This is a genomic window from Arthrobacter sp. S39, from assembly GCF_004320525.1.
In the GTDB taxonomy this organism is placed as follows: domain Bacteria; phylum Actinomycetota; class Actinomycetes; order Actinomycetales; family Micrococcaceae; genus Arthrobacter.
In genome coordinates, this window is the sequence record NZ_SIHX01000009.1 from 71,554 (window position 1) to 96,526 (window position 24,973).

Below are 24,973 nucleotides of genomic sequence, written 5' to 3' on the forward strand. Positions count from 1 at the left end.
AGCACAAGTGGCTGAGGTCAATGCGTATGACTAAAGTCAGCACCGGGGTCCGCCCGGATTCCGGGTGCTGCAAAAGAAGCGCTGTACTGACGGATAAGATGCGGCATCCGATCGTACTGCGGCGTCACGAGGCCGGTGCCTTGCGGAAACACCGGCTTGCGACAACTAGCCGATCCGACGGCTGTCTACGTCGTCGTCGTCTTCTTCCAAATCGTCCGCGTACTTATCCACATAAGCCGAATAGTCCGGCTCAACCGGCTCATTCGCGAAGTGGTTCGTGGCACGACCTTCTGGACCCTTGAGCTCGCGCTGAAGTGCCGAATAGTCAGTGTTCGGGGAATAGTACTTAATATCCCGAGCCTGCTTGGTAGCTTTTGCCTTTTGACGGCCGCGCCCCATGGCGTGACCCCCTTTTGTACTCGGACCGGAGGTGGTCACCTTGGCTATCGGTGAGGCCCCGGAATGTTTGGTCAATTTGTCGTACACCTAGATTACATGCTTTCGGCGGCCCCTGCTTGCCAGCAGCCACCCCCGGATGGCATGTCGGGCAGCCCACTAGCGCCGAACAACAGGGTTCCCGGGTTTTTTGTTCGGTAGAGTCGCTTCATCAACTGCTGAACACCGGCCACGGACCGGGGTTATCAGCCACGGCAACGCAGGAGGGCACACTCCCGTGAACCAAGAGGACACCGCCACAGGACATTCGGGCGGAGGGCAGGATTTCGCTGCCGGCCGAACGGAACGCCCGCCCAAACCCGCTGGGCCGCCCACTGCGGGACTGCCCCTTGTGCAGGCTCCGGGACTCCCGCCGGCGCCCCCTTCACGCAATCCACGGCGGACCGGGCAAATCGTCCTGATAACGGTCTTTGTGCTGGTGCTCGCCGGCGTGGTGGGGTCCCTCATCTGGTTGGCGTTGTGGCTCAGCGACAACGGACAGAACAACGGAAATTCCGGCGCCGACGGCTCGGGGATCATAGAAATTTCGCCGACCGCACCGGCCAGCGCCTTGCCGTTGCCCCGTGATGGGGTGGCGCCGGCGGACTTCAAACTTGGGGATTGCTTCAAGGATTTTGATCCAGAGGCACTGAAGTCGACCGTTGTAGCCTGTGATGCCGGCCATTCGGCCCAGCTTGTGGCCACTTACCGCTACCCCGCCAATGATTCCTACCCGGGCGGCGAAGCGCTCAAAGCCAAAGCCCTGGAGGCATGCCAGGCCGCGAAGCTTGCGCCCCCGGCCAACGACTTCACCTTGAACTTTCAGCGGGCCTACCCCAGCAGCACCAGCTGGGAATCCGGTGACCGCCGTGTGGACTGCTACGTCACCGCGCCCGGCGGGAACGTCATCACCGCGAGCGTTCTCCCGGCGGGTCCCTAAGCCCGCCTGCCGCACGGGACGGGCCGATACCCCAAACGGCTCACCACAAATGGACAGCCAGGAGGAGAATGAGGGTACTGGTGGGCTTGGCCAGGAATGCACATCCAATGCCGGGCCTCGCCGAATACTTCTTTCAACGGTGGAGGAGATGTCGCAAGTCAATGCCCAGATTCCGGCGGCGCCTCAGCCTCTGACCGCGAGGGAAACCGAGGTGGCACTTCTCCTTGCCGAGGGCCTGGGCAGCGCCGAAATTGCGACTCGGCTCAGCATCGCACCAAGTTCGGCGAAGTGGTATCTGCGGCAGGTTTTCCTTAAGCTCGGCGTCCACACGCGCGCGGATGCAGCGCTTCGGGCACGTCAGTTGGCGCTGTCGGTCCCGGTAAACGCCGCTGCCGGGCCTGAGGTCCGTCCCCTCGGCGCCATTCCCCGGCCCGTGACCAGCTTTATCGGTCGGGAACGGGAGACTGCCGCACTCTTGAGCTGGCTGGACTCGGGGACGAGCGGCCTGCTCACGATCACCGGCGCCGCAGGATCCGGGAAGACACGGCTGGCGCTCACTGTGGCGGCACGGGCCGGCCAAGCCTCGCAACGGCAGGTCTACTGGACCGATCTCACTGCCACTGCCAACCCGCAGCTGATCGGATCAACCATCGCATCATCCCTTGGCGTCTTCATCAAGCCTGGCCAGGGCGAGATCCCGGCAATTGCTGAACATTTAGGAGATACGCCGGCACTGCTGGTGCTGGACAACTGTGAGCACCTCGCCCGGGACTGCGCCAAAGCCAGCATGGAGCTGCTGGCTGGCTGTGCGGGTCTGCGCATCCTTGCCACCAGCAGGGTGCCATTGCCTGCAGAGGCATCAGGGACCTGGCTGCTTGACCCGCTGCCAGTCCCGGCTGCCGAAGATGTTCCGGCCGAGGAGATCGCCGCATCTGAGTCCGTAAGGCTCTTCACCGAACGTGCCTCCATGGTGCTTCCGGAATTTGCCGTCACACGGCAAAACGCCGTCTCCGTGGCACGCGTCTGCCGCCGGCTGGACGGCCTGCCGCTTGCCATCGAACTTGCGGCCAGCCGGGTGAGGATACTGACCACGGCGCAACTTGCTGAGCGCCTGGAGGGCGCCTTGGGACTCCTGGCTGGAGGCGGGCCAGTCGGCGCACAACGACATGCCACACTCCGCGCGGCCCTGGACTGGAGCCACGGGCTCCTCCCACCGCCTGAGCAGGCACTGTTCAGGCGGCTTTCCGTCTTTGCGGGCGGCTGGGCCCTCGAAGACGCAGAGACTGTTTGTCCCGGAGGAATTCTGGAGCCGGCGGACATCCTCCCTGCGCTCTCCGGACTGGTGGACCAGTCCCTGGTGGTGGTGGAACGGCCAAGCGGCGGGACCCGGCGATTCCGGTTGCTCGAAGTTGTCCGCCAGTACGCCGACGAGCAATTGAGGGCGGCGGAAGAAAGGTCCTTGCTGCGCAGCTCCCATGCGGCCCGGTTTGCTGCCCTTGCCATGGAGGCGCGCGGGGAACTGAACGGTCCAAAGCAGCCCGCCTGGACCCGGCGGCTGGAGCAGGACAGGGGCAACCTGAGGGCGGCCATGGCCTGGGGCCTCGACGAGCCCGATGGGCTGGAGACCGGAGCCGAGATCGCGGGCGCCCTTTCGCAGGTGTGGCAGTTGCGTGGTGAATTCGCCGAAGGGCTGCTGTGGCACCGGCGCTACCTTGCCAGCAGCCATGCCATTCCGCGCCGGCTCCAGGCGGATCTCCACGAATCGACGGGTTTCCTCGCCGTCCACGCAGGGCTCGGGGCAGAGGCGCGAAGCCATTGGGAGGAAGCTGCCGCCATCTTCGCGGAGCTTCAGGATCCTGCCGCTGTGGGACGGCAACTGCATTTTCTGGCCCATGCAACCATGGGCACAGACGCTCTTGGGGCAGCGGCCCTTGCCGCCAGGGGGCTGGCGCTGGAAGAGGAGGCGGGGGACCAGTGGTGGACCTCTGCCTGCCTGTTCGCGTTGGGAGACGCCTCCTTCCTGCAGGGCGACGTCGACAAGGCGGCAGAATGCTACGGGAAGAGCCAGGTGCTCGCCCGCCGGCTCGGCCACGCGTTCGCCATTGCGCGGCGGTGCGTCAGGCTGGGCCAGGTAGCCAGGACCCGCGGGAACCTCGAAGGAGCCCGTCATCATCTTGGCGAATCACTGCGCGTGGCACGGGACGGCAACGATGACTGGGGCGTCACGATGGCCCTGGCCGCCTGGGCTTCGGTGGCCGTATCTGGTGGGTCGCCCAGGGCGTCGGCGATGCTGCTGGGCGCAGCACAAGGGCGGCTCGACCAGTACGGAGCAGTGCTCTGGGCGCTTGACCGGTCCGAATTCGACCGCACTGCCGCCGCCGCCACCGCCCTCGTCGGAGAGGACGCCTTCCGCGAATGCCTGGCGGCCGGCCGGGCACTGACGCCGGAGGAGATCGACGCCCTGGTGAAGGAACTTCGGGAACCGCAGCCTCCGGCATCCGACGCAGGATCCCCCGTTTCAGCTGCCATGCGCCTCACACCACGCGAGGCCCAGGTGCTCCACCTCATTGCCGGCGGCGAGAGCAACCAATCCATCGCGGCCGGTCTGGGACTGAGTGTGCGGACGGTTGAAAGGCATATTTCCAACCTCTACCTGAAGATTGGAGTGGACGGCCCGGCGGCCCGAACGGCTGCAGCCAATTACGCGTTCCGCCACGGCCTGGGGCCAGAACAGGACACCTTGGCAGTCCCCCACAAAAACCCTCCCCTGCGCCGCTGATTCCCCCTGCCGACTGGGTACATACACGGAGTTGGAACGTCCTGCAGGCTCCTAGTCTGTGCTTATCCGGAGCATCCCGGATAGGAATCGAAAGGGACAGTCCAATGACTACTGACCAGAACAAAGAAGTGGTGCGCAGGTTCTTCCGGGCCTTTGAAGACCAGGACGAAGCAGGGCTCATCAGCGTCCTGTCGCCCAACCTCCAGGCGTACGTGCACGGGAACACGGAACCGGTGGACCGCGGCACCATGCTGCAGGCCATCAAAGGCTGGAACGCCATGTTCAGCGGCACCAGCTTCACCCTTGAGGACCAGGTCGCCGAAGGTGACCTGGTGGCGTGCCGGGTGACCATGCACGCGGTGCACAGCGGCGGCGAATTCGAAGGAATCGCCCCGGCCGGCGCTCCCATCACCAGCGAAAGCCTCACTCTCGAGCGCGTGGTGGACGGCCTCATCGTGGAACGCCGGGTGGCGACAAACTGGGAGGACATCAAGCAGCAACTGACCGCAGTGCCCTCCCAGGCACATACCGCGGGCTAACCCAGGTGCCTAGTCCTTCCGCCGGACCACCAGGCCCGTGCCGGCGGGAGCGCCGCCGCCGGGCCCGGAGAGGGCCTCGAAGCCCTCAATGGTGAGTTCATCGACGTCGGCAGCCGTGTCCACCAGCACGGTGTCACCGTCCGTGATGTCGCCGGACAGGATGGCCCTGGCCAGGCGGTCGCCGATCTCCTTCTGCACGAGCCGGCGCAGCGGCCTGGCGCCGTAGGCGGAGTCGAAGCCGGACATGGCCAGCCAGGCCCGGGCGCCGTCGGTCACCTCAAGGGTCAGGCGGCGCTCGTACAGCCGCCTGCCAAGCTCTGCCACCTGCAGCTCGACGATCTCCGCCAGCTCATCCACTGTCAGGGCGTCGAACAGCACCACTTCGTCCAGCCGGTTCAGGAACTCCGGCTTGAAGGAGGCATTGACGGTGGCCATCACGGCGGTCCGTTTGGCCGTGGCGTCCAGGTTCTGGTCCACCAGGAACTGGCTGCCCAGGTTCGAGGTCAGGACCAGGATGGCGTTGCGGAAGTCCACGGTGCGGCCCTGGCCGTCGGTGAGGCGGCCGTCGTCGAGTACCTGCAGCAGGATGTCGAAGACTTCCGGATGGGCCTTTTCCACCTCGTCCAGCAGGATCACCGAGTACGGCCGGCGGCGGACGGCCTCGGTCAGCTGGCCGCCTTCCTCGTAGCCCACGTACCCCGGAGGCGCGCCCACGAGCCGCGCCACCGAGTGCTTCTCGCCGTACTCGGACATGTCGAGCCGCACCATGGCGCGTTCGTCGTCGAACAGGAAATCCGCCAGTGCCTTGGCGAGCTCCGTCTTGCCTACGCCGGTGGGACCCAGGAACAGGAAGGATCCGGTCGGGCGGTTGGGGTCGCTGATGCCCGCGCGGGCACGGCGGACGGCGTCGGAGACCGCAGCCACGGCCTTGGCCTGACCGATCAGGCGCCTGCCGAGCTCCTCCTCCATATGCAGCAGCTTCTGGCTTTCGCCCTGCAGCATGCGCCCGGCGGGAATGCCGGTCCAGGCCGAGATGACCTCGGCAATGTCGTCCGCAGTGACCTGCTCCGCCACCATCTGGGCAGGCTTGTCCTTCACCTCGGCCTCAGCCTCGGCGGCGGCGCTCAGTTCACGCTCCAGGGCCGGAATCTCACCGTACAGAACACGCGACGCCGTCTCCAGGTCGCCCTCGCGCTGCGCCTTGTCCGCGGTGGAGCGGAGCTCGTCCAGCTTGGCCTTCAGGTCACCGACACGGTTGAGCCCGGCCTTCTCGGCCTCCCAGCGGGCGTTGAGCGCGGACAGCTCCTCGTTCTTGTCGGCCTTGTCAGCCCGGATCGCGGCCAGGCGTTCCACCGACGCCGGATCCTTCTCGTTGGCGAGGGCCAGTTCCTCCATGGTGAGCCGGTCCACGGACCGCCGCAGCTGGTCGATCTCCTCCGGCGCGGAGTCGATCTCCATCCGGAGCCGGGAGGCGGCCTCATCCACCAGGTCGATGGCCTTGTCCGGAAGCTGGCGGCCGGAAATGTAGCGGTTGGACAGCGTCGCCGCAGCCACCAGCGCGGAGTCTGCGATGGTGACCTTGTGGTGTGCCTCGTAGCGTTCCTTCAGGCCGCGGAGGATGCCGATGGTGTCCTCCACGCTGGGTTCGCCCACGTAAACCTGCTGGAACCTGCGTTCCAGGGCGGGGTCCTTCTCGATGTTCTCGCGGTACTCGTCCAGCGTTGTGGCGCCGATCAGCCGCAGCTCGCCGCGGGCCAGCATGGGCTTGAGCATGTTGCCGGCATCCATCGAGGACTCCCCCGTGGCACCGGCGCCCACCACCGTGTGGATCTCGTCGATGAACGTGACGATCTGGCCGCCCGAGTTCTTGATCTCCTCCAGCACAGCCTTGAGCCGCTCCTCGAACTCGCCGCGGTACTTGGCGCCGGCCACCATGGACGCGAGATCCAGCGCGATCAGCGTCTTGCCGCGCAGGCTTTCCGGGACGTCACCGGCCACGATCCGCTGGGCCAGGCCTTCGACGACGGCGGTCTTGCCCACGCCGGGTTCGCCGATGATGACAGGGTTGTTCTTGGTGCGGCGGCTCAGCACCTGGATGATGCGCCGGATCTCGGTATCGCGGCCGATGACCGGGTCCAGCTTCCCGGAGCGCGCCATCGCCGTCAGGTCTGTGCCGAACTTCTCCAGCGACTGGAAAGTGTTCTCCGGGTCCGGGCTGGTCACCTTCCGGTCCCCGCGGACACCCGGCAGGGCGGCGAGCAGTGCCTCGTGGGAGGCACCGGCGTCGCGCATTAACCGCCCGACGGCGTCACTCCCCGCGGAGAGGCCCAGCAGCAGGACTTCGGTGGAGACAAACGAGTCGCCCAGCCGGTCGGCTTCGTTCTTGGCGTTCTGGATGGCCTGCAGCGCGGGCCGGGACAGCTGCGCCTGCTGCGTGGAGCCTCCGGAGGTTGCCGGCAGCGCCTTGATGGCGCTGCTCGCCTGGACGCTGACGGCGTCCGGATCAGCGCCGGTGGCGCGGAGGAGCGCGACGGCGACGCCCTCCCGCTGATCCATCAGCGCCTTGAGCAGGTGGGCCGGTTCCACCTGGGGGTTTCCGGCCGTGGAGGCGTTCATGGCTGCTGCCGAAAGAGCCTCCTGGCTCTTGGTGGTGAATTTGACGTCCAAAGAGAGCTCCTTCCGGGGATGCGCATTTTCGCTAAGTTGAGTCTACTACGCTCAACTTTGACGGAACCTGCTCCACCGCGATTTTTTGCCCACAGCGAACCCCGCACCAGGCGACGCCCAGGGTTCCACAAGTGGTTACCCCTGCACTGTATCCCCGGCTTAAACATCCCGGGCGGGTGACTCCCCCAAGGAGCCACCCGCCCGAGGGCCTGCGTGCGCCGATCGGCGCAGCTGAGTGGATGGATCAACCATGGGTACTCGGCGATCCACAAGAGATATTACTCGCCGGCGTGAACCGTGTCACGAAAAATGACAAAGTCAGTCAACTACATTTCCGGAGCAGGCCCGCCAGCTCAGGGATAGCCGGCGGCCAGCGTCTGCTCCACGTAGTTGATGACCAGGAAGTCCCCGTCAGGGATGAGCTCCACGTACCAGCGTGTGGGCTTGTCCCATTCCTCCCAGGTGGCTCCTGCCGGCGTTCCGGCTGACGGCTTGTACACGGCATCAAACTTCAGGAAGGTGCCGTTCTCCGTGGAGCTTGAGTCGATCTCCTTCAGCAGCTCGAAGGTGCCCCGGCTGCCCTGGCCTTCCGTGGCATCGCGGACGCCCTGCAGCGTTTGGGCGTTCATCCGTTCGACCGCGCTGAAGTACTGCTGCCAGGCCACGTCACTGTGGCTGGTGAAAATGGTGGTGGAGTACGCCTCGGCGTTTGCCGCGGCCAGGCTGTCCACACATTCCCGCGGGACCGTGCCGCCGGCCTGCCACGTCGATAGGGTCTCTGACCCTGCGTTGAGCCAGGCCCCGTAGGAATTCAGCACTCCGCCGATGGCTTCCTTGGGAGTCCCCTGGGGAATCCGGACCGGGCGGACTTCCTCCGGCGCCAGGAACGGGCAGCTGGCCGGAAGCATTGAGGTGGGTGTGGCCGGCAACGGAACAGGCGGCCGGGGTGACGGGAAGAGGCTGCACCCTGCCAGTCCGGCCGCGAGCACCAACCCGGCGGCCGCCGTCGTAATTTTCCTGTTCCGTAGCTTCACTGCACTCCCCCACATCAGTGCCGGCGCGGTTGGGCCGGCGCTGACCAGCCTAGCCAAGGCCGCCGCGCGCGGGTTCAGCCCAGGGGATGATCTCAGGCCGGATAGATGGAGACCACTGCGGCCTTGACCACGAAGTACACCTGCAGGCCGGGGACAAGTCCCAGGTCGGCAGCGGCCTCCGGCGTGACGTCGGCGCTGAGCTGCCCGCCGGCTCCGGCGCGGACCCTGATCCGGTCGCCATAGGGTTCGAGGTCGGTCACCGTGACGGCGAAGGAGTTCCGCGGGCTGCCGTGCGCCTCGGTGAGGAAAACGGAAACGGCCGACGGCGGGAAGACCGCTACGCCGGGCTGGCCTGCCGGCAGGTCCCCGGGCAGTTCGTCGTGCTGGCCATAAATCGCCAGGTCGCCGGCAAGCAGCCCATGGCCGGCGATGGTGCCGGTGACGAGGTTCAGGCCGGCGAGCCCTGCTGCGAACCGGCTCCTCGGCACCTGCAGGACCTCGCGGGTGGGACCCTGCTCAGCGATCCGGCCGTTTTCGAGGATGACCACCCGGTCTGCGAGCATCAGGGCGTCCAGGACGTCGTGCGTGATGATGATGGCGCGGCGGCCCGCGAGCACCCGCTTGAGCAGCCGCCGGAGCAGCGGGGCGGTGTGGATGTCCAGAGCTGCCATCGGTTCGTCCAGGAGCAGCAGGCCCGGGTCAGCAGCGAGGGCCCGGGCCACCGCCACGCGCTGGGCCTGCCCGCCGGACAGCTGCGCAGGCCGGCGGCCCTGCAGCTCCGCAGCCTCCACCTCGGCCAGCCAGCGCAGGGCGGACGCGCGTGCCGCATGCTTCGAAACGCCGGCGCTGCGGGGGCCGAACGCAACATTTTCCAGGACGCTGAGGTGCGGAAAAAGTAGCGGTTCCTGCGCCAGGAGCGCGGTGCCGCGGCGGTGCGGCGCAGTCCATTCACCGCGGCCGGCGACGAGGTTGAACAAGATCCTGCCGTCCAGTTCGGCCTTGCCTGAATCCGGGTGCAGCAGACCGGCGACAACGTTGAGGAGGGTGGATTTGCCCGCGCCGTTGGGGCCCATGACGGCCACGGTTTCGCCCGGCCCCACGGCCAGGGACACGTCGAAATCCCGGGCGCCCACGGCGGCCTGGACCGTAAACGTCACCGGACTGCGCTCCCCGCGGAGGGCGCCGGCGTCGGGCTTTCCCGTTGGCCCGGCGCGCTGTCCTGGAGGCCGCCGGAGGTGCGCGGCCTGCGGTAGGCAAGCGCCACCACGGCCGCCGCCACTGCCACCAGGACCAGGGAAAGCGCGACGGCGGCATCGGCGTCCGTCTCCCGCTGCAGGTAGATTTCCAGTGGCAGCGTCCGGGTCACCCCCTCCAGGCTTCCGGCGAAGGTGAGGGTGGCGCCGAACTCGCCCAGGCTGCGGGCGAACGACAGCACCGCCCCGGAGGCCAGGCCCGGCAGGACCAGCGGAATCGTGACCCGGCGCAGCACCGTGGTGGGCCTGGCGCCGAGGGTTGCAGCCACCGCCTCGTAGCGGTTCCCGGCCGTGCGCAGGGCGCCCTCGAGGCTGACTACGAGGAAAGGCAGGGCTACAAACGTCTGGGCGAGGACCACCGCCGTCGTCGAGAACGCGATCTGGAGTCCGGCCACCTCCAGCGTCCTGCCCAGGAGCCCCTGCCGGCCGAAGGTGTACAGGAGGGCGATGCCGCCCACCACGGGCGGAAGGACCAGCGGGAGCAGGACGAAGGAACGGAGCAGGCCCTGCCCGGGGAAGCGCCCGCGGGCCAGGACCAGCGCCAGCGGAACGCCCAGCACCAGGCACAGGAAAGTGCTGGCCGCGGAGGTGCGGAGGCTCAGGCCGAGGGCGGTCAACGACGATTCCGAGGTGATGAGCGGGATGAACTGCGGCCAGTTGACCTTGGCCACCATGGCGGCGAGCGGGAGCAGCACGAACAGGCCGCCGGCGGCGGCGATGGCGTAGATCCAGCGCGGGATGCCGCCGTACCCGCCGTTCCTGGCCTGCTTCATGGTCTCCTTGGGTCTGGGCGGTGCCCTGACGGTACGGACTGCTTACGGTGCGCCGAAGCCGGCCTCGCTGAGGGTTTTCCTGCCCTCGGCGCCGGTGACCATGGTGATGAAGGCGTCCGCCAGTTCCTTGTTCCGGCTCGAGCCTACTGTGGCGATGGGATAGGTGTTGACGGCCTCGCCGGACTGGTCAAACGGGATGCCCTTGACCTTGCTGCCGGCGCCTTTGACGTCGGTGACGTAGACGAGGCCCGCGTCGGCCTCGCCGGAGGTTACTTTGCCCAGGACATCGGTGACGGAGGATTCCTCGCTGACCGGGGACAGCGTGACGCCGGCGGCCTTTTCCACGGTGTCCGCGGCGGCGCCGCACGGAACCTGGCTGGCACAGACAACCACCTTGATTCCGGGTTTGGCCAGGTCGGCAAAGGTGGTGATCGACGCCGGGTTGGACGGAGGGACGGCAATCTCCAGGACGTTGGTGGCGAAGTTCCTCGCGGTTCCGTCGAGGAGTTTGGCGTCGGCCAGTTTGGCCATGTTCTTGGTGTCGGCGGAGGCAAAGACGTCAGCCGGCGCCCCCTGGGTGATCTGCGTGACCAGGTCCGAGGAGCCGGCGAAGCTCAGCGTGACCTTGGTGCCGGGGTTCCTGGCTTCGAAGTCTGCGGCCAGTTGGGTGAACGTGGCTTTCAGGGATGCGGCGGCAAAGACAGTCACAGTTCCGGACAGCTGTGAAGTGCCCGCTGATGTGGAGTTTCCCGCAGGGGCGGCCGAGCCACACGCGCTGAGGGCACCGGCCAGTCCAAGGGCGACCACAGCCGCCACGGTGCGCGATTTTCCACGGATGTTCCTCATACGACGCTCTTTCCCTGCGGTGTTTCGATGATGACGGTGGTGGCTTTGACCACGGCGGTCGCCACGGAGCCGAGTTCCAGCCCCAGCTCGCGGACGGCTTCGCTGCTCATGAGCGACACCACCCGGAACGGTCCACACTGGAGCTCCACCTGCGCCATGACTTTGTCGGCGGTGATGCCGGTGACCAGGCCAACGAACCGGTTGCGGGCCGAGCTTCCGGTCCGGTGCGGGTCCTCGGGCAGCTGAGCGAGCTTTTGCGCATGGCGGGCCAGTTCCAGCCCGTCAACGGCCAGCCGGCCGGCGTCGTCCTTAACCGGAGTCAGGCTGCCGTTCTCCGTCCAGCGGCGGATGGTGTCGTCACTGACACCAAGGAAACGGGCGGCTTCTGAAACGCGGATCGTGGGCATTTTGCCATTCTAGACCGCATTTGCGGCTCTTTTTGCTACTTTGCTCCGCTGAAGCGAATTATGACCCTGGTCGTGGACTGCCGCGCGCGGATTCCTGCTGCGAACCGGCTATGGAACGCCGGAGCCGGGAGTCCTACGCTATGTGGAGGGGAAGAGCCGCACCCGTTGAGGAGCGTTGTGATGAAGTGGATCAAACCTGACAGCCCCGACTTCGACCAGGCCCGCAAGGTCTTCAACGCCATGATTGACCGGCGTCCGGCCGTCATCGCCCAGTGCTCCAACGACGCGGACGTGGCCGAGGCCCTCCGCTACGGGCGTCAGAATTCCCTCGCCATCGCCGTCCGCGCCGGCGGCCATTCAGTGGCCGGAATGTCCATGAACGACGGCGGCCTGGTGATCGATGTGCGGCCCATGAAGTCGATCGACGTGGACCCCGAATCCGGCATCGTCACCGCGGGGGCAGGCGTCACCTGGGGCGAGTTCGACCACGCCACCCAGGAGCATGCCCTGGCGGTGACCGGCGGCCGCGCCTCCACTACCGGCATCGCCGGCTTCACCCTCGGCGGCGGGTCCGGCTGGCTGGAAAGGTCCTACGGGTTCGCGTGCGACAGCCTGGTCTCGGTGAACCTGGTGACGGTCGACGGCGAGCGCGTTACCGCGAGCGCCACCGAGAATCCCGAACTCTTCTGGGCGCTCCATGGCGGAGGCGGGAACTTCGGCGTGGCCACTTCCTTTACGTTCCAGGCGCACCGGCTGGGCCCCGTGGTCCATGCCGGGTTATGGCTGTGGCCGGGCGAAGAGGCCCTGGACGTCTCCCGCGCGTACCGGGACCTGGCCTTGGCGGCCCCCGATGGCGTCGGGGTGGGACTGCTGTACCTGACCGCGCCGCCGGAGCCGTTCGTGCCTGAGCATCTGGTGGGAAAGTTGGCAGTCGCCGTTGGCTACGTCTTCGCGGGTGACGCCGAGGAAGGCTCCGAACATGCGAGGCCGTTCCGCGAACTCGGGCCCGCCGTCGACTTGGTGGGCGACACAGGCTATGCAGAGTTCAACGGCTCCCTGGACGATCCGCCGGACCACTACAACTACTGGAGCGCCGACTACCACGACGAACTTCCCGATGCAGCCCTGGACATCTTTGTGGAATCGGCCCGGAACCTCCCCGATGCCACGTCCCAGCAGCTCATCGCGCGCTGGGGCGGCGCCGTCGGAGGGAACGCTGGATCGGCCACCCCGCTGATTAACCGGAACGCGGCCTGGGTCAGCCACCCGTACGGCATCTCCCCCACACCCGAAGAAGGGCAACTGGCCAAGGCCTGGGTCAAGGACTTCCGCGCCAAGATCGCGCCGTACGCCAACGGCGGCGTATGGCTGAACTTCATTGGTAACGAAGGGCAGGACCGGATCCGCGCCGCCTTCGGCAACGGGAACTACGCGCGGCTGGCCAGGGTCAAGCGCGACTTCGATCCGCAGAACGTCTTCCGCGGCAACCAGAACATCCTGCCGGCCGGCTCCTGATCCGGTTCCGCGTGCCCAGGCTAAGGAGCAGCCGGGATTAGACTTCCAGCATGGCCATCTACCTTGATCCGCCCCTCTGGCCTGCGCACGGCACGCACTTCTCGCACCTCATTTCGGACGCCTCGCTCGAGGAACTCCACGCCTTCGCCGCTGCGGCCGGGATCCCGGAGCGGGCCTTCGACGGCGACCACTACGACGTGCCGGAGCGCCGGTTCGGGGACCTGGTGGCCGCCGGGGCCATCCCGGTGGAGGCACGGATCCTGGTGCGCAAACTCATCGCCAGTGGGCTCCGGATCCCGGCACGGCAGCGCAGCAAGTCGCTGAAAGTTCCGCTCCTGAACCGCTGGGAAAGCATCATGCCCGGCCATGACGCCCTCTTCCTGGACCTGTTGGACCGGTGGGGCGAGGAGCACCGCAAGTACCACGGACGCACGCACCTCCTCGCGGTGCTGGAGGCCCTGGACCTGCTCGCCGAACCCGCTGCCCCTCCCCGCATCGTCCAGCTGGCCGCCTGGTTCCACGACGCCGTGTACCGCGGAGCCGCCGGCCAGGACGAGGAGGACTCCGCCCGGCTCGCCGAGGAACGTCTGGCCCACGCCGGGCTCCCCGACGCGGACGTCGAGGAAGTGGCGCGGCTGGTCCGGCTCACCTCGGAGCACCGCCCGGAGCCGGGGGACGACGACGGCGCACTCCTCTGTGACGCGGACCTGTCAGTGCTCGGCGGCGAACCGGAGCCCTACGCGAGGTATGTGGCCGCCGTCCGGGAAGACTACGCGCACATCGGCGACGCCGACTTCGCGGCCGGGCGTGCCGCCGTCGTACGCCATCTGCTGGAACTGGACCCGCTCTTCCACAGCGCGCGGGCGCGGGAACTGTGGCTCGATGCCGCACGCCGGAACCTCCGGGGCGAACTGGCCTGACCCCGCACCCGCGCGCCCAGCACCGGGACGAGCCTTTACGGCGCCGGCAGCCGGTGGAAGACTGCACGGATGAACCTGCGCATCCAAGCCCTCAGCATCGACTCCACCGACCCGAAAGTACCCGCGGATTTTTGGGAGAAGGCCCTCGAGTGGCGCCGCACGTATGAGGCGGAGGACGAAATCGTGCTGGAGCCGCCGGCAGGCAGCCCTGCCGACGGTGTCTGCCCGGACCTGCTGTTCCTGAAGGTGCCCGAGCGGAAGGAACTCAAGAACAGGCTGCACCTGGACCTCCGTCCGGAAGACCAGGCCGCGGAGGTCAAGCGGCTGGAGGCCCTGGGCGCCACCCGCGTCGACGTCGGGCAGGGGCCGGAGGTGACCTGGGTGGTGATGGCGGACCCGGACGGCAACGAATTCTGCGTGCTGCGGGCGCTGCGCTCCGACGAACTGGAAGCCCAGGGCCTGGTCACCGGCACGGCCTAGCGGTAGGCGGTGATGAACGGGCGGTCGGTGGGCACAATCTGCTTGCCGAGCGGCATCAGGCTCACCGGGATGAGCTTCAGGTTGGCGATGGCGAGCGGAATGCCGATGATGGTGATGGCCATGGCAATGGCTGTTGCCACGTGGCCGATCGCAATCCAGATGCCCGCGACCAGCAGCCAGATCACGTTGCCGAGCAGTGAAAACACGCCCGTGCCGCCCGGCTTGTCCACCACCATGCGCCCGAACGGCCACAGCGTGTAGGCGGCAATCCGGAAGGACGCGATGCCCCACGGAATCGTGACGATCAGCAGGCAGCAGATGATGCCGGCCACGAAGTAGCCCAGGGCAAGCCAGAACCCGCCGAAAACCAGCCAGATGATGTTGAGCAGTGTCTTCATCTGTCCATTGTGCCCCGGCGGGTCCGGCAAAAACCTCCGGGACTGCCCTGAGTCACCCCTGAGTCCTGGCCGCGGCCCGGACCCGCGAAGGACCTGCGGTCAGCCCTTGGCGGCAGTGACGAACGCGCGGATCTTGGCCAAATCCTTCACCCCGCGGGAGATTTCGACGCCGGAGGAGACGTCCACGCCCCACGCGCCCGAGGCTGCGGCGGCGTGCGCCACGGTGTCCGGATCCAGTCCGCCGGCCAGCAGCCACTTGCGGTCCTCGAGTGCGGTCACGTCCACCATGGAGGCGTAGTCCCAGGCCTCGCCGGACCCGGGCACGGCGGCGTCAATCAGCAGGAGTTCCTCGCCCCAGTCGGCGAAAGCGTCCGCAGTGGCTGCCATGGTGACCGCCCTGATCAGCTTCATGCCGGCGTCGTGCACTGTTGTGACGTCTTCGGGGGTGAGGTCCGCGTGGAGCTGGACCCATTCGAGTCCGGCGGCACGGGCGATGGCAATGGCATCGGCGACAGGTTCGTGCCGGAAAACGCCGACGGCGACCACGCCGTCCGGCACATCGGCCAGAAGAGTGGAAACCTGCGACGGCGTGACCACCCGCGGGCTGGCCGTCAGGACAAAGCCGACGGCGTCCGCCCCGGCCTGCACGGCCTCACGGACTGATTCGGGCGTACTGAGACCACAGACTTTGACGAACATTTCCGGCTCCTTCAGGCTGTCTTCGTGACGTCCCCCGGGAGGACATTAGCAGGGAAGAGCCCCGTGCGCCGATGTGACGCCGGTCTTTCAGCGGGCGGCCAGCACCCGCTCCACCATGTCCCGCCCGGCCTGTTCAAAGGCAGTGTCCCCCATCTGGTGGGCCCACACCACCGTGCCGATGGCCTGGTTCAGGTTCTCCAGCCGCCACAGATCCGCTTCCGCCGGCCCGACGGTCCTGCCCAGGCCGGCATGGAAAGCCTCGGCAAGTTCTGGCCTGTGAACGAATTGCTGGTGGCTGAGCCGCACGAGGTCGTGCACCCAGGGACGCCGTTCCGCCCGGCCAAAGTCGATGACCTTGATCTGCCCGTTGTCCTGCAGCCAGTTCCGCGGTTGGTAGTCGCCGTGCGTGGCCACCAGCTCCACGGTGCCCGGGTTCAAGGCATCCAGGTTCCGGGCAAGGCTGGTCAGCTGGGTTTCCGGCAGCAGCCCGTGTGCGCGGTCCATCCACGCGCTGGTCTTGATGGCCAGGGCGTTGGCGTAGTGGGGTGAGGACCCGGCTGGCCGGTGGATGCTCCCCAGCAGCGCTCCCGCCTGGCGGTACGTTTCAGGCTCGTCCTCGGCGGGCGTCCCCTCGACCAGCGTCCCCGGCAGGAACTCCGTCACCAGGATTCCGGCCCGGGCTGAGGCATGCCGTAAGGCTGGGACCCGGCCGTCGAGCCCTTCGAAGCCCGCGGCGTGCGCTGCGATTTCGCGATGGATGTGGTGGCTGGTGGTGCTCGCCTTGATGATGAAGTCCGCTCCCGACGGCGTGACCACGTGGAGGACATTGGTGTCCTGCAGGGGCCAGGAGTAGTCCCGGACCACCGTGAAACGACCAAGCCAGGACGCCAGAAGCCGGTTCTGTTCGTCGGTGATCCCCTGGCGCATCCATCCAGCATGCCACGCGTGGCAACGCGGCCCGGTGAACTACGCCGCCCGGCAGACCCGACAAACTAGGCTGGACGAATGGAGATCATCCGCTTTGCAGAACTTAGGTCCGAACCGTGGCGCAACGGCGGCGGGGTGACCCGTGAGCTGGCCAGCCATCCCCAGGCCGCCTCAGCACAGGACGGGGCGTGGGACTGGCGGGTCAGCATTGCCGAGCTCACCAAGGCCGGCGACTTTTCGCCGTTCCCCGGTATGGAGCGCGTCCTGACGGTGGTCGAGGGCGAGCTGCTCCTGCTGACCGTGGACGGCGAAGAGCATCCCCTCGAAAAGTACCGCCCATTCAGGTTCTCCGGGGAGGCCGCTGCCAACGGCGCACTGCCCACCGGAGATATCCGGAACCTCAACGTCATCACCCGGACGGGCTCCTTCAAGGGCTTCACGTCCATCATCGAACTGTCCAAGAAGCGCGCGCACCCTGTCTTCGAAGGCCAGCTTGCCGTGCTGCTCCAGGGCCAGGCCACCGTCAGCCCGGGCGCCGCGCCGGAGGCCGACGACGGAACGGATGGCGTACCCGAAGCAGCCCCGGCAGCCGAGCCTGAGGCACTGGGCCGCTACGACGCCGTCGTGGGCTCCGAGACCCGTTCCCCGGAGATCCTGGGCCGCGGCTTCCTGGCCGTCGTGTCGATCGACCGCGTCCTGGCCTAGGCAACGCGTGGCAGGCTAGCCTCGCCTTCGTTATCTGAGCCTTTCCACACTGGTCACGCTCGGGCGCCGCTCCTAGACTCGGGCTATGACCTCCACACCTTTTAATGCGCTTCTGTCCACCCAGATCGGCAACGAGTTTGCGGCCTCGCAGCAGTACATTGCCGTGGCCACCTGGTTCGCCAACCAGGACCTCCCGCAGCTGGCCCGTTACTTCTTCCGGCAGTCGGTGGAGGAACGGAACCACGCCCTGATGATGGTGCAGTACATGCTGGACCGCGACATCGCCTTCACCATCCCGGGCGTCCCTGCCGTGCGCAACGATTTCTCCAAAGTAACGGAGCCGCTGGCCCTGGCGCTGCAGCAGGAGAAGGAAGTGACAGCCAGCATCGAGGCCCTCTTCCGGGCCGCCCGGGCGGAGGACGACGCCCTGGGCGAGCAGTTTATGCTGTGGTTCCTCAAGGAGCAGGTGGAGGAAGTCGCCGCCATGACCACGCTGCTGAACATCGCCGAGCGAGCGGATAACCTGTTCGACATCGAGAACTTCATCGCCCGCGAAACCATCGGCGACGGCGGCCGCGGCGGCGGCGGCCCCGAGGTGGCAGGCGGCGCCCTCTAAGCGCTGCCCCGCCCTCGGTGAGGTTGGCCACCAACGTGGCCAGCCGCCGTCGGGCGTTGCTACGCTGGAACCAAGGCTCCGCAACGGATCCTCCGGACGACGGTTCAGTACCCGGCACGCGACAAGACTGGCCAAAGGATCTGTCATGTCGTGGTTAATCCTCATTCTTTCCGGGGCGCTGGAGGCCGTCTGGGCCGCTGCGCTGCACCGGACCTTCCAGGCTTCCGGCCGCCGCCGCGTTGCGCCCGCGTTCCTCTTCCTGCTCGCCGTCCTCGCAAGTATGGCCGGCCTCGCCATCGCCATGCAGGCCATCCCCACCGGCACCGCGTACGCCGTGTGGGTGGGCGTGGGAGTGGTGCTGACGTCCGCCTACGCGATCATCACCCGGGCGGAACGTCCGACGGCGGCGCGCCTGCTGCTGCTCACCGGCATCGCCGCGTGCGTGGTTGGCCTGAAGGTGGTGGCGTGATGAACAAGCGCTCCACCGCGTGGCTGTTGCTGCTCGCCTCCGCCGTGCTGGAAGCCGTCTGGGCTACGGCCCTTGGCCTGTCCGACGGCTTCACCCGCCCGCTCCCCACCGTTGTCTTCGCCGTGACGGCCACGCTCAGCATGGTTGGCCTGGGGCTCGCCATCCGCAGTATCCCGCTCGGCACGGCCTACGCCGTCTGGGTGGGGATCGGGGCTGCCCTGACGGTCGGCTGGGCGATGGCCACCGGCGTCGAACCTTTCAGCATTTTGAAGGTGCTGTTCATCGCCGGGATTGTTGGTTGCGCGGCGGGGCTGAAGTCCCTGCCTGCCGGGAAATCTGCGAAGGTTACGCCTCGCTCTTCTCGGTGATCCACCAGCCGATGCCGAGGGGAACCAGGTACCAGAGGGTCAGGGACGAAACCACTTCCAGGGCCGTCGGTGCTCCCGGTCCGCCCATCAGTGCACCGAGCGCGGTAATGGTGCTGAGGTAGCCGCTGGCATCCGGGAGGAGCGTAAGGATGAGGCCATTTCCGACGAGGCTGACCAGGATGACGGTGATGATGGCCAAGGCAGTCCGGCGGATCGCTGCGGCCAGGGCAACGCCGAACATGGTGCTCAGGAGGCACGCGGCCAGCCCGTCCCACAGTTCCTGCCCTGCACCCTCGAACTGTCCGGCCGCGCTGCCGCCCAGGGCGGCAGCCACAACAGCCGACAACACAAACACGAAGAGCTGAAGGGCCACTGCCAGGAGGGCAGCAGCCAGAACCTTGGCCCAGAACTGTCCGGCCCGGCCCCGCAGCAGCGGGTAGTAGACCAGCGTGGTGCGGTGCGCCATGTCGGAGGTCATGCCTAATATGCCGATGAGCGGCATCGCCAGGGACGTAAAAAGACCGATGCTCCCTGCCAGGCTGGTGAACGTGACGGGGGTGCCTTGTCCCGTGCTGAAAACCGCCAACCCAACCACCAACGCCACAGCGATGACCGCGAGCACTGCGAAGATCGCCAGGGAGCTGCGCGTGTCCACCAGCTTGCGGATTTCGACGGCAACCAGGCGCATAAAACCGACCTGCCGGCTGTTGCCGTCACGGACAGGTGCTGACCGGAGAGTGGACTGGCTCATCGGATCTGCTCCAGAGTGTTGTTGCGGCTGCTGAATTCGCCGGAGGTCAAAGCAAGGAACTTCTCCTCCAGCGCTGATTCCGTGACGTTGGACAGGTGCGTCAGCACGACCATGTGCTCAAGGCAGGCCCGGCTGATGTCCTCGGGGGCGGCGTCAATGTAAAGCTCCCTGCCGGACAGGTGGAAGGTCCACCCCCGCCGGGTGCAGACGTCCGCAAGGCGGTCCGGTTCGACGGCGGCAGCCTTGGTGCTGGTGCTGACGCTGAACTCCCTGGCGGTGCCCGCGGCGACGATCCGCCCCCGGTCGATCATCACGATGTTGTCGGCCACGGCCTGCATGTCACGGAGGAGGTGGCTCGAAAGCAGCACAGTGCCGCCCTGGGCGCTGAAGTGCTTTAGGTAGTTCCGGACCCAGAGTGCGCCGTCGGCGTCGAGTCCATTGGTTGGCTCATCCATGACCAGGAACTGCGGCCCGGCGAGGAGTGCCATGCCCAGGACCAATCGCTGCCGCATCCCCAGGGACAGCGATCCCACACGCTTTTTCCGCACCGTTTCGAGGCCCGCAAGGCTGAGCGCCTCCGCGACGGCGGAATGCGGCAGATCCAGCAGCATCGCGTTCAGCTTCAGGGTCTCCTGCAGCGAGCGGCCGGGGTGCAGCGCCGTCGGGTCCAGGACGAAGCCGATGGTGCGCCCCGGGCTTTCAAGGTCCTCCCGCCGGCGTCCGTCGAAAAGGACTTCGCCGGCATCGGCACGCGTCAGGCCGGCGGCAATCCGCAGCGTTGTGGACTTGCCCGCGCCGTTCGGCCCGAGGAAACCGGTGATGGATCCTGGCGGGCAATCGAAGCTGACGGAGTCCACCACGTTCCGCCCGGCATATGCCTTGGTGACTCCCGCGAACGAAATCCCCGCAACGGCCTCCGACGCTAACCCCAATGGACAATCCCCTCAGTATCCGTGGGCGCATCCCCTATGGCCCCGTTGAAGGTATCACTAAAAACGATTGATAAAAGTGGCATCCTGTGACTTGACGCCAGGAGGCACCAGCGGCCGGTTTAGGCTTTTGCCATGGACTCCCCCGAGATACGGCAGGCGCTGGACGCCCTTCGGCACAGGCTCGACGGCGGCCGGCGGACGCTGCTGGGCATTGCCGGGGCGCCCGGCTCGGGAAAATCGACCTTCGCATCCTGGCTCCAGCAGCAATTCGGTGCGGACCTCGCCGTCGTGGTGCCCATGGACGGTTTCCACCTGGGCAACGCGATCATTGACGGCACCCCGCTGCGGCAGCGCAAAGGGGCCACGGACACGTTCGACGTCGGCGGGTACCTCTCCTTGTTGCAGCGGCTGGTGCGGCGCGATGAGGCAGTGGTGTACGCCCCGGAATTCCGGCGCACCTTGGACGAGCCGGTGGCGGCGTCCATCGCGGTCCCGGTGTCCGTGCCGCTGGTGATCACCGAAGGCAACTACCTGCTCGCGGAGACGCCGGAGTGGAAGAACGTCCGGGCGCAGCTGGATGAGGTCTGGTTCATGGACACCCCACCCGCGCTTCGGCTGGGCCGGCTGGTGGACCGGCACGTGGAGTTCGGCATGGAACGGACGGCGGCGGAAGCCTGGGCGATGGGCCCGGACGAGACAAACGCCGTGATGATCGAGTCCACGCGCCAGGGAGCGGACCGGATCATCCCCTGGGGCTAGGACACCGCACCGGAATACTCCGCCCGCGGCCGGGGTTCTTGGCTGGGACACAAGTCCACAAGGAACGGAGCGCGCACCCATGACTGCACCACTGATTCACCTCGGTGACGGCCTCAAGGTCAGTCCCCTGGGCTTCGGCGGAATGGCCCTCACGCCGGTGTATGGCGAGGTTGACCCGCACGAGGCCCTCAAAACCCTGCACCATGCCGTGGACGCCGGCGTCAGCTTTATCGACACCGCGGACATCTACGGCGGAGGCAGCAACGAGGAACTCATCGCCCAACTGCTGAAGGACCGCCGCAGTGAAGTGCAGCTCGCCACCAAGTTTTCTCTGGTGGGCAACCCGGCGGACGGCTACACGGACATCCGGGGCGACGCCGCCTACGTCCGGCAGGCCGTCGACGCCAGCCTGAAACGCCTGGGCACGGACGTGATCGACCTCTACTACATGCACCGCCGTGACCTCCGCGTTCCGATTGTGGAAACCGTGGAGGCCATGGCGGGGCTGGTGCAGCAGGGCAAGGTCAAACACCTTGGCCTGTCAGAGGTGACCGCGACGGAACTGGCCGAAGCCCACGCCGTCCATCCGATCGCCGCAGTCCAGAGCGAATGGTCCATCTGGAGCCGCGACGTGGAACGCAACGTAGTTCCGGCCGCGGCCGGGCTGGGCGTCGGTTTTGTGCCGTATTCGCCGCTGGGCCGGGGATTCCTCACCGGCACCGTGGACGCCTCCAGCCTCGGAGCCAATGACTTCCGACGCCGGATCCCCCGTTTCGCGGAGGATGTGGCCGGCGCGAACCAGGGAGTCGTGGAGGCAGTGCGGGCAGTGGCTGCCGAGCTTTCCGCGACCCCTGCCCAGGTGGCACTCGCGTGGCTGCTGGAGCAGGGCAAACGGCTGGGACTGGCGGTGGCCCCCATCCCCGGCACGCGCAAAACGCACCGGATCGACGAAAACCTGGGCGCCCTGTCCCTGGACCTGACCCCGGCGCAACTGGACGCGCTGGAGCAGGCTGCGGACGCCGTCGTCGGCTCCCGCTCGGCGGACCCCAGCTGGGTGTCCCAGGGCCGTGAATAAACTGAAGCCCATGGACACGCTCATTCACGACTTACAGGACATCACCATCCGCCGGATTTCGGTCAGCGAGATGGACAACAACGTGTATCTGCTGACCGCCAAGGCGTCCGGCGCGCAACTGCTGATTGATGCCGCGGACAACCTTCCGGCCATCCAGGGATTGCTGCAGGACGCCGCCGCGGACACCGCTGCAACGCCCAAGCTGGAACTGATCGCCACCACGCACCAGCACTGGGACCATGTCCGCGCACTGCCCGCCCTGGTGGAGGCGACCGGTGCCAGGACGGCGGCCGGAACGGACGACGCCCCGGAGCTCCCGGTGAAAGTGGAGGTACTGCTGGACCACGGTGACGTCGGCAACTTCGACGGCTTCGATGTGACAGCAGTGCACCTGCGCGGGCACACTCCCGGGTCGGTGGCTTTGGTGTACAAGGACCCGGCAGGGCCTGCCCACATCTTCTCCGGGGATTCGCTCTTTCCCGGCGGCGTGGGCAACACCCAGAGGAATCCCGGGCGGTTCAACCAGCTGATCAGCGATGTCAGCGAACGGCTGTTTGACGTCTATCCGGACGACACCGTGGTGCATCCAGGCCACGGCAAACCCACCACCCTGGGCGCGGAACGCCCCCATCTGGAGGAGTGGCGCGCCCGCGGCTGGTAGCGCTTAACCCCGTTGAGGCCCCACCTCGACCATCGCTGGTCGAGCTGGGGCCACGACCGCCGGGTTCCCTGACCGAGCTTGCGAGGTTAGGGAGCGGTTGGGGATTAGCGGCTGCGGCGTTCGTTCGACGCCGGAGCTGACGCGCGGCGCGGGCCGCTGCGGGCCGGACGGCCGTTGCCGCCGCCGTTGCCTGCGTAGGATCCGCCGGACGTTCCACCAGTGTTGGAGGACCAGACTGCCTTGTTGCCGCCGTTGCCGCCACCGGCTGCACCGGCACCTGCGGAGCGCTGTCCGCCACCCGTGCGGGCACCTGCACCGGCTGCTGCACGCTGGCCCGTTGCCGGGCGTCCGCCACGCTGTCCGCCGGTGGTAGCCGGGCGTCCGGTACCGCCGCGGGGAGCGTCGCTGCGGGTAACGCGTGAGTCCGTGCGGCCTTCAGCGGAACGTCCGTCCGAACCGCGGCCGGCCGATGCACGGCCACCTGCTGCGGGGACGTCGTTACGATGCGTCGAAGCTGCGGTGCCACGGCCACGGGCGTTGCGGCGTGCGGCCGCCGCGGCGATGGCGCGGTCTTCGTTCTGCTCGATGACGCGGTCTGCGGCGGCGCGGGCTTCAGTGCGGCCTTCGTAGGCCACGGCGCGGCGCTCTGCACGGGGCAGGTCGGTGCGGGGGGCCTCAGCCGAGACCCGTCCGCGTCCGCCACGTCCGCCACGGCCGCCGGCGGTGGGTGCCGCCTGGGTGGTGCGGCGTGCGCGCTTACGCTCGGCGTTGGCACCGGTGGAGGTGCCGCCGCCCTGCTGCTTGGCCTTGGCGGCCAGCAGTGCGGTGCGGGTGCGCGGATCAATCTTGTCGGCCATTTCGCCTACGAGCTCAGCAACCAGCGGGGAGTTCGCAGTAACGCGCTCGAAGTTGACCTCGACGCCGGCAGCCTTCATCAGCTTCTTGACGTCGGACTGCTGCTCCGGAAGGGTCAGCGTGACAACGGTGCCGTCCGAACCCGCACGTGCCGTACGGCCTGAGCGGTGGAGGTATGCCTTGTGCTCGGTGGGCGGATCCACGTGGATCACCAGTTCGACGTCGTCCACATGGACGCCGCGGGCTGCGACGTCGGTGGCCACCAGGACGCGGACTTCACCCGAGGAGAACTCGGCGAGGTTGCGGTCACGGGCATTCTGCGAAAGGTTGCCGTGGAGATCGACGGCGGGGATCCCGGCGTCGGTCAGGGTCTTGGCGAGCTTGCGGGCGTGGTGCTTGGTCCGCATGAAGAGGACGCGGCGGCCGGCGCCGGAGGCGAGCTCAACGATCAGCTGCTTCTTGACGGTCTGGTCGTTGACCACCAGCACGTGGTGCTCCATGGTGGTCACCGCGGCCTGCGGGTCGTCCACGGAGTGGGTCAGCGGGTTGGACAGGTAGCGCTGGACGATCTTGTCCACGCCGTTGTCCAGGGTGGCGGAGAAGAGCAGGCGCTGGCCCTGGCTGGGGGTCATGTCCATGAGCTTCTTCACCACCGGCAGGAAGCCGAGGTCGGCCATGTGGTCGGCCTCGTCCAGGACGGTGACCTCCACGGCTTCGAGGGTCAGGATGCGCTGGCGGATCAGGTCCTCCAGTCGGCCCGGGCAGGCGATGACAATGTCGACGCCGGCGCGCAGGGCCTTTTCCTGGCGGGCCTGGGAGATGCCGCCGTAGATCACGGTGGTGTTCAGGCCCATGGCCTTGGCCATCGGCTCGATGGTGGCGTTGATCTGAGTGGCCAGCTCGCGGGTCGGTGCGAGGACCAGGCCCATGGGGCGGCCCGGCTTGCGGAAGTGCTTGGCTTCCCGCTCAGCGAGTCGTGCTACAAGCGGGATGGCGAAGGCGATGGTCTTGCCGGAGCCGGTGCGGCCGCGGCCCAGGACGTCGCGTCCGGCCAGGGTGTCCGGGAGGGTCTTCACCTGGATGGGGAACGGTTCAACGATTCCCTGCGCGGTGAGGGTGTCGGCAAGTGCTTTGGGCGTGCCGAGGGCAGCAAAAGTAGTCATGTAGTCA

Annotated in this window: 26 protein-coding genes and 1 riboswitch; of the genes, 13 read left to right on the plus strand and 13 right to left on the minus strand. The window is 67.3% G+C overall.

What is annotated here, in order from left to right:
- Nucleotides 1-165: 165 nt before the first annotated feature.
- The gene (locus EYS21_RS17325) at nt 166-399 is read right to left on the minus strand and encodes a DUF3073 domain-containing protein (protein WP_131134627.1); all 234 of its coding nucleotides are present in this window, start codon (nt 397-399) and stop codon (nt 166-168) included.
- A gap of 274 nt (nt 400-673) precedes the next feature.
- On the opposite strand from EYS21_RS17325, the gene EYS21_RS17330 reads away from it, so the two are divergent.
- From EYS21_RS17330 to EYS21_RS17340, 3 genes are all read left to right on the plus strand, one after another.
- Nucleotides 674-1,375 (plus strand): septum formation family protein, encoded by a 702-nt coding sequence (locus EYS21_RS17330; protein ID WP_131134482.1) that lies wholly within the window; start codon nt 674-676, stop codon nt 1,373-1,375.
- A 148-nt stretch (nt 1,376-1,523) separates the two neighbouring features.
- Complete coding sequence (locus EYS21_RS17335) at nt 1,524-4,154, plus strand: LuxR C-terminal-related transcriptional regulator (protein ID WP_278184753.1); 2,631 nt, start codon at nt 1,524-1,526, stop codon at nt 4,152-4,154.
- A gap of 104 nt (nt 4,155-4,258) precedes the next feature.
- Nucleotides 4,259-4,693, plus strand: coding sequence for an ester cyclase (locus tag EYS21_RS17340; protein ID WP_131134484.1), 435 nt, complete (start codon nt 4,259-4,261; stop codon nt 4,691-4,693).
- Nucleotides 4,694-4,702: 9 nt separating this feature from the next.
- Here EYS21_RS17340 and clpB read toward each other — a convergent pair whose 3' ends face one another.
- From clpB to EYS21_RS17370, 6 genes are all read right to left on the minus strand, one after another.
- Nucleotides 4,703-7,360: an ATP-dependent chaperone ClpB gene (gene clpB / locus EYS21_RS17345; protein WP_131134485.1), complete on the minus strand. Its 2,658-nt coding sequence runs from the start codon at nt 7,358-7,360 to the stop codon at nt 4,703-4,705.
- A gap of 353 nt (nt 7,361-7,713) precedes the next feature.
- Nucleotides 7,714-8,394: a hypothetical protein gene (locus EYS21_RS17350; RefSeq protein WP_131134486.1), complete on the minus strand. Its 681-nt coding sequence runs from the start codon at nt 8,392-8,394 to the stop codon at nt 7,714-7,716.
- 92 nt (nt 8,395-8,486) lie between these two features.
- A complete protein-coding gene (locus EYS21_RS17355; protein ID WP_131134487.1) occupies nt 8,487-9,551 on the minus strand; it encodes an ABC transporter ATP-binding protein in 1,065 nt (354 codons plus the stop codon).
- Nucleotides 9,548-10,420, minus strand: coding sequence for an ABC transporter permease (locus EYS21_RS17360; RefSeq protein WP_131134488.1), 873 nt, complete (start codon nt 10,418-10,420; stop codon nt 9,548-9,550). Before EYS21_RS17360 ends, EYS21_RS17355 begins: the two co-directional genes overlap by 4 nt.
- Before the next feature lie 42 nt (nt 10,421-10,462).
- Nucleotides 10,463-11,266, minus strand: coding sequence for a molybdate ABC transporter substrate-binding protein (modA, locus tag EYS21_RS17365; RefSeq protein WP_131134489.1), 804 nt, complete (start codon nt 11,264-11,266; stop codon nt 10,463-10,465).
- Entirely contained in the window at nt 11,263-11,673 is a 411-nt protein-coding gene (locus EYS21_RS17370; RefSeq protein ID WP_131134490.1) for a TOBE domain-containing protein, read from the minus strand. Before EYS21_RS17370 ends, modA begins: the two co-directional genes overlap by 4 nt.
- 180 nt (nt 11,674-11,853) lie before the next feature.
- Here EYS21_RS17370 and EYS21_RS17375 point away from each other — a divergent pair, with 180 nt between their 5' ends.
- From EYS21_RS17375 to EYS21_RS17385, 3 genes are all read left to right on the plus strand, one after another.
- Nucleotides 11,854-13,188: an FAD-binding oxidoreductase gene (locus tag EYS21_RS17375; protein WP_131134491.1), complete on the plus strand. Its 1,335-nt coding sequence runs from the start codon at nt 11,854-11,856 to the stop codon at nt 13,186-13,188.
- A gap of 50 nt (nt 13,189-13,238) precedes the next feature.
- A complete protein-coding gene (locus EYS21_RS17380) occupies nt 13,239-14,108 on the plus strand; it encodes a DUF4031 domain-containing protein (protein ID WP_131134492.1) in 870 nt (289 codons plus the stop codon).
- A gap of 69 nt (nt 14,109-14,177) precedes the next feature.
- Entirely contained in the window at nt 14,178-14,588 is a 411-nt protein-coding gene (locus EYS21_RS17385) for a VOC family protein (RefSeq protein WP_131134493.1), read from the plus strand.
- On the opposite strand, the gene EYS21_RS17390 is transcribed toward EYS21_RS17385, so the two are convergent.
- The 3 genes from EYS21_RS17390 to EYS21_RS17400 form a co-directional block, all read right to left on the minus strand.
- On the minus strand, nt 14,585-14,986 hold the full coding sequence (locus tag EYS21_RS17390; protein ID WP_131134494.1) for a YccF domain-containing protein: 402 nt from the start codon (nt 14,984-14,986) through the stop codon (nt 14,585-14,587). The genes EYS21_RS17385 and EYS21_RS17390 overlap by 4 nt on opposite strands.
- 99 nt (nt 14,987-15,085) lie before the next feature.
- Complete coding sequence (locus EYS21_RS17395) at nt 15,086-15,685, minus strand: phosphoribosylanthranilate isomerase (protein WP_131134495.1); 600 nt, start codon at nt 15,683-15,685, stop codon at nt 15,086-15,088.
- An 87-nt stretch (nt 15,686-15,772) separates the two neighbouring features.
- A complete protein-coding gene (locus EYS21_RS17400) occupies nt 15,773-16,612 on the minus strand; it encodes an aminoglycoside phosphotransferase family protein (protein WP_131134496.1) in 840 nt (279 codons plus the stop codon).
- A 78-nt stretch (nt 16,613-16,690) separates the two neighbouring features.
- Between EYS21_RS17400 and EYS21_RS17405 the strand changes: the two genes are divergently transcribed.
- From EYS21_RS17405 to EYS21_RS17420, 4 genes are all read left to right on the plus strand, one after another.
- Nucleotides 16,691-17,317, plus strand: coding sequence for a HutD family protein (locus tag EYS21_RS17405; RefSeq protein WP_131134497.1), 627 nt, complete (start codon nt 16,691-16,693; stop codon nt 17,315-17,317).
- A gap of 85 nt (nt 17,318-17,402) precedes the next feature.
- A complete protein-coding gene (locus EYS21_RS17410) occupies nt 17,403-17,933 on the plus strand; it encodes a ferritin (RefSeq protein WP_131134498.1) in 531 nt (176 codons plus the stop codon).
- A gap of 70 nt (nt 17,934-18,003) precedes the next feature.
- A riboswitch (guanidine-III (ykkC-III) riboswitch) is annotated at nt 18,004-18,069 on the plus strand.
- A gap of 9 nt (nt 18,070-18,078) precedes the next feature.
- Complete coding sequence (locus EYS21_RS17415; protein WP_131134499.1) at nt 18,079-18,402, plus strand: SMR family transporter; 324 nt, start codon at nt 18,079-18,081, stop codon at nt 18,400-18,402.
- A complete protein-coding gene (locus EYS21_RS17420) occupies nt 18,402-18,770 on the plus strand; it encodes a multidrug efflux SMR transporter (protein WP_131134628.1) in 369 nt (122 codons plus the stop codon). The genes EYS21_RS17415 and EYS21_RS17420 overlap by 1 nt, the downstream gene beginning before the upstream one ends.
- Here the strand turns inward: EYS21_RS17420 and EYS21_RS17425 are convergent.
- Both EYS21_RS17425 and EYS21_RS17430 read right to left on the minus strand, forming a co-directional pair.
- Nucleotides 18,748-19,521, minus strand: a complete 774-nt coding sequence (locus tag EYS21_RS17425) for a hypothetical protein (protein WP_131134500.1) — start codon at nt 19,519-19,521, stop codon at nt 18,748-18,750. The two genes, EYS21_RS17420 and EYS21_RS17425, sit on opposite strands and share 23 nt — an antisense overlap.
- Nucleotides 19,518-20,453, minus strand: coding sequence for an ATP-binding cassette domain-containing protein (locus EYS21_RS17430; RefSeq protein WP_131134501.1), 936 nt, complete (start codon nt 20,451-20,453; stop codon nt 19,518-19,520). The genes EYS21_RS17425 and EYS21_RS17430 overlap by 4 nt, the downstream gene beginning before the upstream one ends.
- Nucleotides 20,454-20,585: 132 nt before the next feature.
- Between EYS21_RS17430 and EYS21_RS17435 the strand changes: the two genes are divergently transcribed.
- The 3 genes from EYS21_RS17435 (at nt 20,586) to EYS21_RS17445 (ending at nt 22,948) form a co-directional block, all read left to right on the plus strand.
- Complete coding sequence (locus EYS21_RS17435; protein ID WP_131134502.1) at nt 20,586-21,212, plus strand: nucleoside/nucleotide kinase family protein; 627 nt, start codon at nt 20,586-20,588, stop codon at nt 21,210-21,212.
- 79 nt (nt 21,213-21,291) lie between these two features.
- Nucleotides 21,292-22,287 carry an aldo/keto reductase gene (locus EYS21_RS17440; protein WP_131134503.1) on the plus strand — a complete coding sequence of 332 codons (996 nt, stop codon included), beginning with the start codon at nt 21,292-21,294 and terminating at the stop codon, nt 22,285-22,287.
- A gap of 10 nt (nt 22,288-22,297) precedes the next feature.
- Nucleotides 22,298-22,948 carry an MBL fold metallo-hydrolase gene (locus tag EYS21_RS17445; protein WP_131134504.1) on the plus strand — a complete coding sequence of 217 codons (651 nt, stop codon included), beginning with the start codon at nt 22,298-22,300 and terminating at the stop codon, nt 22,946-22,948.
- A gap of 104 nt (nt 22,949-23,052) precedes the next feature.
- On the opposite strand, the gene EYS21_RS17450 is transcribed toward EYS21_RS17445, so the two are convergent.
- Entirely contained in the window at nt 23,053-24,966 is a 1,914-nt protein-coding gene (locus EYS21_RS17450; RefSeq protein ID WP_131134505.1) for a DEAD/DEAH box helicase, read from the minus strand.
- Between the last annotated feature and the right edge of the window lie 7 nt (nt 24,967-24,973).

Excerpts from the sequence above, each read along its gene's own strand:
- EYS21_RS17395 (WP_131134495.1), bottom strand. The coding sequence starts at position 15,685 with ATGTTCGTCAAAGTCTGTGGTCTCAGTACGCCCGAATCAGTCCGTGAG.
- EYS21_RS17405 (WP_131134497.1), top strand. The coding sequence starts at position 16,691 with ATGGAGATCATCCGCTTTGCAGAACTTAGGTCCGAACCGTGGCGCAAC.
- EYS21_RS17380 (WP_131134492.1), top strand. The coding sequence starts at position 13,239 with ATGGCCATCTACCTTGATCCGCCCCTCTGGCCTGCGCACGGCACGCAC.
- EYS21_RS17415 (WP_131134499.1), top strand. The coding sequence starts at position 18,079 with ATGTCGTGGTTAATCCTCATTCTTTCCGGGGCGCTGGAGGCCGTCTGG.
- EYS21_RS17440 (WP_131134503.1), top strand. The coding sequence starts at position 21,292 with ATGACTGCACCACTGATTCACCTCGGTGACGGCCTCAAGGTCAGTCCC.
- EYS21_RS17385 (WP_131134493.1), top strand. The coding sequence starts at position 14,178 with ATGAACCTGCGCATCCAAGCCCTCAGCATCGACTCCACCGACCCGAAA.
- EYS21_RS17340 (WP_131134484.1), top strand. The coding sequence starts at position 4,259 with ATGACTACTGACCAGAACAAAGAAGTGGTGCGCAGGTTCTTCCGGGCC.
- EYS21_RS17445 (WP_131134504.1), top strand. The coding sequence starts at position 22,298 with ATGGACACGCTCATTCACGACTTACAGGACATCACCATCCGCCGGATT.
- EYS21_RS17325 (WP_131134627.1), bottom strand. The coding sequence starts at position 399 with ATGGGGCGCGGCCGTCAAAAGGCAAAAGCTACCAAGCAGGCTCGGGAT.
- EYS21_RS17400 (WP_131134496.1), bottom strand. The coding sequence starts at position 16,612 with ATGCGCCAGGGGATCACCGACGAACAGAACCGGCTTCTGGCGTCCTGG.
- EYS21_RS17425 (WP_131134500.1), bottom strand. The coding sequence starts at position 19,521 with ATGAGCCAGTCCACTCTCCGGTCAGCACCTGTCCGTGACGGCAACAGC.
- EYS21_RS17390 (WP_131134494.1), bottom strand. The coding sequence starts at position 14,986 with ATGAAGACACTGCTCAACATCATCTGGCTGGTTTTCGGCGGGTTCTGG.
- modA (WP_131134489.1), bottom strand. The coding sequence starts at position 11,266 with ATGAGGAACATCCGTGGAAAATCGCGCACCGTGGCGGCTGTGGTCGCC.
- EYS21_RS17420 (WP_131134628.1), top strand. The coding sequence starts at position 18,402 with ATGAACAAGCGCTCCACCGCGTGGCTGTTGCTGCTCGCCTCCGCCGTG.
- EYS21_RS17360 (WP_131134488.1), bottom strand. The coding sequence starts at position 10,420 with ATGAAGCAGGCCAGGAACGGCGGGTACGGCGGCATCCCGCGCTGGATC.
- EYS21_RS17375 (WP_131134491.1), top strand. The coding sequence starts at position 11,854 with ATGAAGTGGATCAAACCTGACAGCCCCGACTTCGACCAGGCCCGCAAG.
- EYS21_RS17450 (WP_131134505.1), bottom strand. The coding sequence starts at position 24,966 with ATGACTACTTTTGCTGCCCTCGGCACGCCCAAAGCACTTGCCGACACC.
- EYS21_RS17370 (WP_131134490.1), bottom strand. The coding sequence starts at position 11,673 with ATGCCCACGATCCGCGTTTCAGAAGCCGCCCGTTTCCTTGGTGTCAGT.
- EYS21_RS17335 (WP_278184753.1), top strand. The coding sequence starts at position 1,524 with ATGTCGCAAGTCAATGCCCAGATTCCGGCGGCGCCTCAGCCTCTGACC.
- EYS21_RS17435 (WP_131134502.1), top strand. The coding sequence starts at position 20,586 with ATGGACTCCCCCGAGATACGGCAGGCGCTGGACGCCCTTCGGCACAGG.
- EYS21_RS17410 (WP_131134498.1), top strand. The coding sequence starts at position 17,403 with ATGACCTCCACACCTTTTAATGCGCTTCTGTCCACCCAGATCGGCAAC.